We start from the raw sequence: 8,402 nt of genomic DNA on the forward strand, positions 1-8,402 counted from the left end.
CAGCCCCCTTGGCGCCACGCGCCCTCCCCCCGAGGGGGCGCGTAGCGCACTTGAGACGGCTCGGCGTGCTCATCATTTACCACCCACTATCTTCGCCATCCCATCGAGCGCCTGAGCGAGCGTGGTGCGCTCGTCGGTACGCTGCTTGAGGAAGGTGTTGATGGCGTCGATCTTGTCGATGGCTTCGTCCGTGACGGCGTCTCCGCCGCGCTTGTATTCGCCGATCTTCACCAGCAGTTCGACCTCCTGGTACTTGGCCATGAGCTCGCGAATGCGGCCTGAGAGCTTTTTGTGTTCCGGCGTGATGACCGCGTTCATGACGCGGCTGGCCGAGGCCAGAACGTCGACGGCGGGATAGTGATTGGACGCCGCCAGCTTGCGCGACAGCACGATGTGGCCGTCCAGGATCGAGCGCGTCTCGTCGGCGATAGGCTCGGTCATGTCGTCGCCTTCGACCAACACGGTGTACAGCGCCGTGATGGAGCCATGCTGGTTCATGCCCACCCGCTCCATCAGCTTGGGCAGGGTGGCGAAGACCGACGGCGGATAGCCGCGGCGCGTGGGCGGTTCGCCCGCGGCCAGGCCGATCTCGCGCTGGGCCCGCGCGAAACGCGTGACCGAGTCCATGAGAAACAGCACGCGCTTGCCCTGGTCGCGGAAGTATTCGGCGATGGCGGTAGCCACGTAGGCAGCCTTGGCGCGTTCCATCGACGATTTGTCGCTGGTCGCGCAGACGATCACGCTCTTTCTGCGGCCGTCGGGGCCGAGTTCGTGTTCGAGGAATTCGCGCACTTCACGGCCGCGCTCGCCGATCAGGGCCACCACGGTCACGTCCACGTCGGCGCCTTTGACCAGCATGCCCATCAGCGTGGATTTGCCGCCGCCGGCCGCGGCGAAGATGCCCATGCGCTGCCCCTCGCCGCAGGTGAGCACGCCGTCGAGCGCGCGCACGCCCAGTTCCAGCGGATCTTTGATGATGCGGCGGGTGAGCGGATCGGGCGCCTCGGCGAACACCGGGTAGAACTTGCTGGCTTCGATCGGACCGTTCTCTTCTTCGTCCAGCGGCCGGCCCAGTCCGTCGAGCACGCGGCCCAGCAGGCCGTCGCCCACGGGCACCATATGGGCGCGCCCTGTGGGAATGACCTCGGTGGCCGAGGAAATGCCGTACATGTCGCCGATGGGAGTCAGCAGCGCGGCGTCGCGCGCGAAGCCCACCACCTCGCCTTTCATCTCGAAGTCTTCGCCGGGATTGCGCAAAATGCAGACCTCGCCCACCTTCACGGTAGGCACCACGGCCTTGATGATGGTGCCGATGACCTGCGTGACCCGGCCCTTGATGCGCAGCGTCGGCGTGTCCTGCAGCGCGACTTCCATCATTTCGGTGATGTAGTCGAACTGCCTGAAGCGCGGCGTCGCGACATCCTTCGACGAAGGATCGCGCACGTTCGGCGGCTGGGTCTCGATATCCATCACACTCGGCTTCCCAGCGTGCGTTGGAAAGCGCCGCGCAGCGCTTCGATCTGCCCTTCGAGGCTGGCCTCGACCATGCCGATTTCGCTCTCCAGAATGCAGGCGCCGTGCGCCAGCCGTCCGTCGGCCAAGAGGTCCAGATAGCCTACGCCCGGATAGGCGGCCAGGATGTCGTTGATGCGGCTGCGCACGATTTCCAGATCGTCCGGATGCAGGCGCAGTGTCATGTGCTTTTGATTGCGCACCACGGCCAGGGCGTTGCGCACCACGACCATGACTTTTTCCTCGTCGTCGAAACCGTCGACCACCTTGCGCACCGCGGCCATCACCAGATCGACCATTTCGTTCTCGACGCCGGCGAAATACTCGACCGTGCGACCCACGGTCTCGATCATTTTCTCGGCCTGGTCGAGCAGGGCCTCCTGCTTGCCATCGGCGTAGCCGCGCTGACGCTCGGCCTCGAAGGCATCCTGCGCACCCGCCAGAATGGCCTGGGCCTGAGCATGCGCATTGTCGAGCAGCGCCTGCGCTTCGGCCAGAACCGCGTAGTCGTCGCCGCGCAGCACACGGGCGGCAGGATCGAGGCTGGCCGCCAGGCGGCGCGGCGTCAGCGCGTCGCGAGGAATGAGGAGTGCCATGTCGGTTCGCTGATCTTCAGAACGCTCAAGGCCAGATCCAGCGCCTGAGCCGGGGAGCAGGGAGATTTTGCGGCCGGACCGGCCGCAAGCCGCAGCTCGGCGCGCAGGACCAGTTCAGGTCCGCCGCCGCGCAGCGCTTCGAGCATCACGGCGTGGCCCAGACTGTCCACGCCTTGCGCATCCAATGCGTCGCCGCTCTGCATGCCGGCAGGCAGGACGGCATTGGACTGCCGTGCAAAATCGAGCGCGTCGGGCCCGAGTCCTTCGAGCAGGCGACGCACGTCGGCGCCTGCGATCACGCGCCGCAGACGCGGCGCGCACAGCGTGGCGCCGAGCAGGCGCGCACAGCGGGCCAGGCGATCGCCAGGCAGCAGAGCCAGGGCCAGTTCGGGACGAGAGCAATCACGCACCGGGCTGCTCTGCAGCCCAAGCTTGCGCAAAATGGCGTTCGACCAATGCCGGTGCCAGGCCGGCGCCAACTCGGCCGGCACGGGTTCGGCGGGGGCGCCGTATTCGGCGTACCGGGAAGGATGCAGGGTGCGGCTGGGCAGCAGATTGAATTCGACCAGCCGCGCGCCGAACAGCGCTCGCGCATCCATCATGAGGCCTGGCCTCCGGCGGACGGTTCGCGGCGCGTGCGCGGGGCGTCCTGCAGCACATAGCGCCACAGCACGTAGCCCAGGCCGGCCGCCAGCAGCACGACCAGCAGCACCAGCAAGCCCAGCGTCACGCCCAGACCCATGGCCGAGCCGCTGTCGACCCGAAAGCCCAGCACCGACGACAGGGCCGGCGAATTGTTCGCGTCCACGCCGGGCAGGGGCTGGGCCGCCACCATGATGATGGAGACCCTGTCCTCGGTCAGACCCGGAATGGCATGCGTCACCAGGCGGCGTATCTGCGGCCTGAGCGCATCAAGGTTGATGCCCGCTTGATGCTTGATGAAAACTGCCGCCGTCGAGGGCGTGGCGGCTTCGCCCACGCCGCCGCGCTCTGGCAGAACCACGTGCACGCGCGCGGCGAGTACGCCGTCGATCTGCGACAGGGTGTTCTCCAGTTCCTGCGACAGCGCGTAGATGTAGCGCGCCCGCTCTTCGACCGGGGACGAGACCAGTCCTTCTTTTTTGAATATCTGGCCCATGCCGTCAAACTGCTCGTGCGGCAGACCTCGGGAACGCAGGATGTTCAAGGCCCGGGCTACCTGCCCGCTCTCGACGGAGATGGAAATGCCGTCTTTGAGCGTGGTCTTCTCGGCATGGATGCCGGAATCGAGCAGAACCGACAGCAGCTGGTTGGCCTCGGTTTGCGTCGTGCCCGAAAACAAGGTCACGTTCGAGCCGCAGGCGGCGAGCAGCGCGAACAGTCCGGCGGTCAACGCCAGTCGCAGGCAACGCAGGAGTGAAGCGCGCATGTCGTGCATCAGGACATCCTGACCAGCGTGTCGATATTGGACGTCGCTTTCGACACGGTCTTGCTGACCAGGTCGTATTGCACTTCCGCCTGCACGATCTGAGCCTGCACCTGCAGCAGGTCGCCGACGGACGGTTTGGCGGCGACGCGGTCGATGCTGCCCGCCAGAGTTTGCCATTGCTGCGAAACCTGCGCAGCCGACGACTGCAGGCCGGCGAGGATCTGGCTGCCCAGCGAGCCGCCCTGGGCATAACCCGACGGTTGCGCCGCGAATGCCTGCTGCAGCGTGGACTCCGGGGCCGTCTGCGCCGCCTGGGTCGCGTCAGGGGCGTTCATCATGGCATTGAAGCGTTCGGTCACCAGCGCCGAGGGAGCGGCCGGCGCCGTGGGCGCCGCGGCGGCCGGCGGCATGGCGGCGGCAAGCAAGGCTTGGGTAGCAGCGGCAATTTCCATGTTCCCCTCGTCTACTGATTGATAACAATTGTTTCAAGTCTGGCAGGCATTCTAGCTTCCTCTTCTTCCCGCCCCAACAGGCGCAACGCCATGCGAGCACCCTCGCCGGACATGGCGGCGGCCTCGTTCAATACTTTGCGGCTTTCCGCCGTCCGTCCCGTCAGCTGCAGAGCCAGTCCGCGCCAGGCATGCAGGACGCCTCGCTCCTGCGGATCGCTCGCGTCGGCATCCTCGAGCAGGCGTACCGCCTCGCCGGCGCGGCCTGCGGCCAGACGCGCCAAGGCCAGGCCTATGTAGGGATAAGCCCGATCCGGCCGCACGCGGCGCAAAGCGCCAAATATCGCATCGGCGCGCGTCACGTCGCCCGCCTCGGCGGCCAGCATGCCGATCTCGGTGAGCAAGCGTGCATCCTGTGCATCAAGCACAAAAGCCGTTCCTTGCGGAACGGCGGCTTTTTCTACACCCGATGCCTGGGGGACTGCTTCTGCCTGCATGATGGTTAACCGGATCCCCTCGCGTTCAGGCGCTTTCGCGCTGCGCCAGATCCATCAGCACTTCGGCGCGCGGCTTCCATTCGTCGTACTTGCCGCCGGACTCTGCAATGAAGCGCAGCACTCTCTCCAGCTCCTCGCGCGCCTCGGCGCGATCGCCCTGCATCAGCTGGCACTCGGCCACGCGCAAGGCCAGCTCGGGGCCGCCCGGGAACAGCACGTCGGCCATGGAGTAGATATGGATGGCTTCGGCATAGCGCTGGCAGCGCTGCAGACACAAGGCCAGACCCAGCAGATAGTGCTTGCGGGTGGGGCCGTAGTGGGCCAGGATGAAAAAGATGGGCAACGCCTGCGCATACTGGCCCTGCGTGATATGCGCATAGGCCAGCGCGTAGATCACCTCGAGCTGCTCGCTGGTCATGCGGCCGCTGGAAGGCAAGGCCGCCAAGCCCTGGAAAAGTTGTTCGCCGAACTCGCTGCGCGCGGCGGTCATTGCTTGAGACATGACTTGCTCCTATTTGCTGAAGGCTAGACGGTCGAGCGCTTGCCGATATTGGCCGTGATCTGAGCCATGCTGTCGGTCGCGCCGGCCAGCATCTTGGAAACCATCTGCATGCTTTCCTCGATTTGCTGGATGACCTTCTTCAGCTCTTCACGGCCTTCTTCCATCTGCTTCTGCAGCTTGAGCATCATGGCTTCGAGGGTTTTCTTGTCGGCCATCAGGTTCTCGGCCTCCTTGCGATTGCCGGCCGCGGCGATGCCCAGGCCGCCCTGGGTAGCCGACGTCGCGCCCTGGATGAGCTGCCCGCCAGCGTTGGCCAGGCCGTTGGCGATCTTCAGGCTCGTGGTGCCCAGGCTGGAGCCGCCGCTCATCACGGCCATGGCGATGCCGACACCCACGGCCGCGGCGATGCCGATCGCCATGCCGATGTAGCCGGCCGTCGCATCGTCGGCACCGGCCATCTTGGCGATCGTCTGCGCCATGCTACCCAGCAACTGCGGCTCGACCATCAGCATCACCGGCATCATGAGGCCCATGGCGCCGCCAATGATCTTGGTGATCTGCTCCGCCTTCTCTTTGGGCACGCCCACGGCCTCGAGGAACTTGCCAACCGTAACGTTCAGCAGATTGCCGATGCTGATCTCCGGGCCGCCGCACTCCTTGGATATCTGGTCGGCCAGTGACATGGTCGCCCCAATGGCGCCGACGATGGCAAAGGCCAGCAGCGGTGCGGCCGCCCCGCCGGAGGCCACGGTGGCCACCGCCGCCACCGCCACCGCCACGGCGGCAGCGATCACGGCGAAGACCTTGCCTATCCAGCCGAAGATCTTGGACAGCCCGCTCTGGCTGTCCGCTTCCTTGCACTTGTCTATCCATTCCTTGATTTTCTCGAGCTGCTGCTCGGTGTTCTTTTCCGCCTTGATGCGTGCGCTTTCCAGGCCATGCTGGGCCGTCTGCATCTGGGCATCCTCGTTCTTGCTGCGAAGGCTGCGCAGCAGGTCGACCATGTCGGCCGCGTTGAATTCCTTGGCGGGCGCATCGATGGCCGGCGCGCCGCGCGAGTCCGTCACCTTGGAGCCGCCCTGCTGCGATTCCGGCGTGCTCTCCAGCATCTTGAGCAGTTCGGCGAGCATCTTCTCGGATTCGACGGTCTGGGTCGAGCCCAGGTTTTGGGTGGCTACCGTGGTGGCCTGCGTGTCGGTCGTGGTCGTCAACGACGCGCCGCCGCCGTAGGGATTGACGCTGGTCATGGCCGGCTCCTCAGATATTGCGGGCGATGCCGCGGTTGGTCTCGACGTTGGACTGCTCGATGGCGCTGAGCTTGTCGCGCACGTCGCGGATCATGTCCATCATCTGCTGCATGAAATCGTTGGCCTGCTGCATATTGGTGTCGGAAATCTTGGCGCTGGTTTCCAACTCGCTTTTCTTGGCGTCGTGCTCGGAGGCCTTGCGCTCCTGCGAAGCGTTGACGATGCCGCCGATGCCGCCCAGAAGGCCCGACGCGCCCTGCCCGAACGCCTGCCGATTGCCCGCCTTCGTGGACAGATCGTCGGCCTGGCTTTTCAGGAAATTGGCGTTCGCAGTATCCAGATTGCTCTGCTTCTTAAGATCCCCGATGCGCTGCGAGAACTCCTGCCTCAGCTCTTTATCGACAAGCCCTTTGGAATTCTGGCGCAATTCCATGATGTCGTTCTGCGCGTTGACCGCGCTCTTGGACGCCTGGTTCGCTTCGGTCAGCTTGCTGGCCGCCTGCGCGGACTTGATCCCGGACGCGACGGCTGACCCCATCTGCACGACGCCGCCGGCGATCTGCATGGCGCCAGCCACGACGGCACCGACGAAGCGGTCCTGCGCCGCATTGCGGATTTCATCGGCGGCGCTCTTCATCTGGGAAACCTGCTGCTCCAGGTTTGAGTCGCGGATCGCGCGGGCCGAGTTGCGCTGCTCCTGGGCGAGCTTCTGAATCAGGGCCATGACGGAATAGATGTCCGTGGCCATGGTTTCGCTGTTCAGGTTTTTCATGGCCTCGTTCGCCCCGCCGGCGTCTTTCCTGCCGTTGGCCCCGGGAATATCCAGCAGATTTCCGTCCTGGCCTTCGCTCTGGGTCGCCAGAAACTTGAGGATCGAACCGACCTGCTCGGCGGGGAGCGAGTCGATCTCCTTGAGGAGCTTGCCCTTGATCGCGCTGAGATCGGCGCCGGGCTGGCTGGCCTCGGTCAACAGCGTCTGCAGGTTGGGCGGTAAGGACGTAATGCTGGTCATGGTTATCTCCGGGGGCTCGCCGGCATGCCGACGGGCGATGATTTTTGGGTTTCCCGCTTTGAACCGCGGCTTATCTGGCCGCCATCTTTGTCTTGAGCGCCTTCAGCAGCGCCTGGGCGCGCGACTTCAGCCCCGCGTGCTCCGTGTCTTTGCACATGTCGGAGACCATTTCCAGCGTCTCGGCCGCCTCGGGCAGCTTACCCATCGCCAGCAGGCACTCGGCGCAGTGGTAAACGGGCGCCGGATCATCCAGCTTCATCACCGTCACGGCCAGGTAGTGGCGCAAGGCGTCTTCGTAGCGGCCCAGCATCTGAGCCGCCGCACCCGCCGCCGCCTGGTAGCGGTGCTCCATGTGGTTGTAGATGGTGGCCTGCGCAAAAGCCTTGAAAGCGTCGGCGTACTTGCCCTGCTGGTATTGCGCGTGGCCAAAGGCATACAAGGCCTCGCACTCGTCGGCCGTGATGTTCATGGCATCGCCCAGCGTGCCGCCCGAGCGCCACAGGACGGCCAGATTCTCGGCGGCCCGGACTGCGTCCTGGGCTGAAAATTCGTCGCGGCTTTCCGAAGTTGCGTTCATTGCTGTCGCCTTGTGTTGTCTTGCTTGCGTATTGAGTGACCGAAACGCCAAAAAAGTTCGGTCCGCTTACACCATGTTGCGCGGCTTGCGCGCGCCGGACGACGCGGGGGCCTGCGCAAAGCTCAGGCGGGCAGCCTCTTCGGCGGCCTCGCGCTCGACGGCGTCGAGATCTTTCTGGAACATGGCCTGCGCTTCGGCGCGGTCCTTGTCGGTGGCCTGGGCCTCCAGCACCGACTTGACCTTGGCCGGATCCAAGCCTTGCGAGCGATAGAACGCGTCGCTGGCATCCAGGCTTTGCTGCGCCTGCTGCACCAGGGCTTGAGCTTCTTGCACGATTTGTTCGGGAGTCTTGGACATGGTGGGATCCTGTGGTGATGAAATGGCTGGGTTGAATGAGAAAAAGGGGTTTTCTATGCGTGCGCGCCGCCGACGCTGCGCGAGCGGCCGTCCGACACGCCTAGCGCATGTTGCCGATGATGCTCGAACGGCTGTCCTGCATCTTCTTGACGAAGTTGGTCATCACGTCGAACGCCTCGTTGCGCTTGTTCGACAGGCTCTGCAGGCGCAGCATGTCCATCTGCTGGCTGTTGGTCTGCGTGTCG

11 protein-coding genes are annotated in these 8,402 nt (G+C 65.0%); all 11 read right to left on the reverse strand.

Translation table 11 applies throughout. From position 1 onward, the window contains the following. Positions 1-72: 72 nt before the first annotated feature. Complete coding sequence (sctN, locus tag ACTHJ1_RS10430) at positions 73-1,470, reverse strand: type III secretion system ATPase SctN (protein ID WP_440191672.1); 1,398 nt, start codon at positions 1,468-1,470, stop codon at positions 73-75. Beyond that, a complete protein-coding gene (locus tag ACTHJ1_RS10435) occupies positions 1,470-2,108 on the reverse strand; it encodes an HrpE/YscL family type III secretion apparatus protein (protein ID WP_440191675.1) in 639 nt (212 codons plus the stop codon). The genes sctN and ACTHJ1_RS10435 overlap by 1 nt, the downstream gene beginning before the upstream one ends. After that, entirely contained in the window at positions 2,078-2,710 is a 633-nt protein-coding gene (locus ACTHJ1_RS10440) for a SctK family type III secretion system sorting platform protein (protein WP_440191678.1), read from the reverse strand. Before ACTHJ1_RS10440 ends, ACTHJ1_RS10435 begins: the two co-directional genes overlap by 31 nt. Beyond that, positions 2,707-3,516 (reverse strand): type III secretion system inner membrane ring lipoprotein SctJ, encoded by an 810-nt coding sequence (gene sctJ / locus ACTHJ1_RS10445; protein ID WP_440191681.1) that lies wholly within the window; start codon positions 3,514-3,516, stop codon positions 2,707-2,709. The genes ACTHJ1_RS10440 and sctJ overlap by 4 nt, the downstream gene beginning before the upstream one ends. A gap of 8 nt (positions 3,517-3,524) precedes the next feature. Then, positions 3,525-3,968 (reverse strand): type III secretion system inner rod subunit SctI, encoded by a 444-nt coding sequence (sctI, locus tag ACTHJ1_RS10450; RefSeq protein WP_440191684.1) that lies wholly within the window; start codon positions 3,966-3,968, stop codon positions 3,525-3,527. Between the two features lie 11 nt (positions 3,969-3,979). After that, positions 3,980-4,393: a hypothetical protein gene (locus ACTHJ1_RS10455; protein WP_440191687.1), complete on the reverse strand. Its 414-nt coding sequence runs from the start codon at positions 4,391-4,393 to the stop codon at positions 3,980-3,982. 94 nt (positions 4,394-4,487) lie between these two features. Beyond that, positions 4,488-4,964, reverse strand: coding sequence for a SycD/LcrH family type III secretion system chaperone (locus ACTHJ1_RS10460; protein WP_440191690.1), 477 nt, complete (start codon positions 4,962-4,964; stop codon positions 4,488-4,490). Between the two features lie 23 nt (positions 4,965-4,987). Continuing rightward, a complete protein-coding gene (gene sctE / locus ACTHJ1_RS10465) occupies positions 4,988-6,211 on the reverse strand; it encodes a type III secretion system translocon subunit SctE (RefSeq protein ID WP_440191693.1) in 1,224 nt (407 codons plus the stop codon). Positions 6,212-6,221: 10 nt separating this feature from the next. After that, positions 6,222-7,223, reverse strand: coding sequence for a type III secretion system translocon subunit SctB (gene sctB / locus ACTHJ1_RS10470; protein WP_440191695.1), 1,002 nt, complete (start codon positions 7,221-7,223; stop codon positions 6,222-6,224). Positions 7,224-7,293: 70 nt separating this feature from the next. Continuing rightward, on the reverse strand, positions 7,294-7,800 hold the full coding sequence (locus tag ACTHJ1_RS10475) for a SycD/LcrH family type III secretion system chaperone (protein ID WP_440191698.1): 507 nt from the start codon (positions 7,798-7,800) through the stop codon (positions 7,294-7,296). Between the two features lie 66 nt (positions 7,801-7,866). Next, positions 7,867-8,157: a Btc22 family type III secretion system chaperone gene (btc22, locus tag ACTHJ1_RS10480; protein WP_440191701.1), complete on the reverse strand. Its 291-nt coding sequence runs from the start codon at positions 8,155-8,157 to the stop codon at positions 7,867-7,869. Between the last annotated feature and the right edge of the window lie 245 nt (positions 8,158-8,402).

The sequence above is a fragment of the Bordetella sp. genome (genome assembly GCF_051960075.1).
In the GTDB taxonomy this organism is placed as follows: Bacteria; Pseudomonadota; Gammaproteobacteria; order Burkholderiales; family Burkholderiaceae_B; genus Bordetella.

Bases quoted from the DNA above. Each gene is read 5' to 3' on its own strand.
- ACTHJ1_RS10460 (WP_440191690.1), bottom strand. From the start codon at position 4,964: ATGTCTCAAGCAATGACCGCCGCGCGCAGCGAGTTCGGCGAACAACTT.
- sctB (WP_440191695.1), bottom strand. From the start codon at position 7,223: ATGACCAGCATTACGTCCTTACCGCCCAACCTGCAGACGCTGTTGACC.
- sctJ (WP_440191681.1), bottom strand. From the start codon at position 3,516: ATGCGCGCTTCACTCCTGCGTTGCCTGCGACTGGCGTTGACCGCCGGA.
- ACTHJ1_RS10440 (WP_440191678.1), bottom strand. From the start codon at position 2,710: ATGATGGATGCGCGAGCGCTGTTCGGCGCGCGGCTGGTCGAATTCAAT.
- ACTHJ1_RS10435 (WP_440191675.1), bottom strand. From the start codon at position 2,108: ATGGCACTCCTCATTCCTCGCGACGCGCTGACGCCGCGCCGCCTGGCG.
- sctE (WP_440191693.1), bottom strand. From the start codon at position 6,211: ATGACCAGCGTCAATCCCTACGGCGGCGGCGCGTCGTTGACGACCACG.
- ACTHJ1_RS10475 (WP_440191698.1), bottom strand. From the start codon at position 7,800: ATGAACGCAACTTCGGAAAGCCGCGACGAATTTTCAGCCCAGGACGCA.
- btc22 (WP_440191701.1), bottom strand. From the start codon at position 8,157: ATGTCCAAGACTCCCGAACAAATCGTGCAAGAAGCTCAAGCCCTGGTG.
- sctN (WP_440191672.1), bottom strand. From the start codon at position 1,470: ATGGATATCGAGACCCAGCCGCCGAACGTGCGCGATCCTTCGTCGAAG.
- sctI (WP_440191684.1), bottom strand. From the start codon at position 3,968: ATGGAAATTGCCGCTGCTACCCAAGCCTTGCTTGCCGCCGCCATGCCG.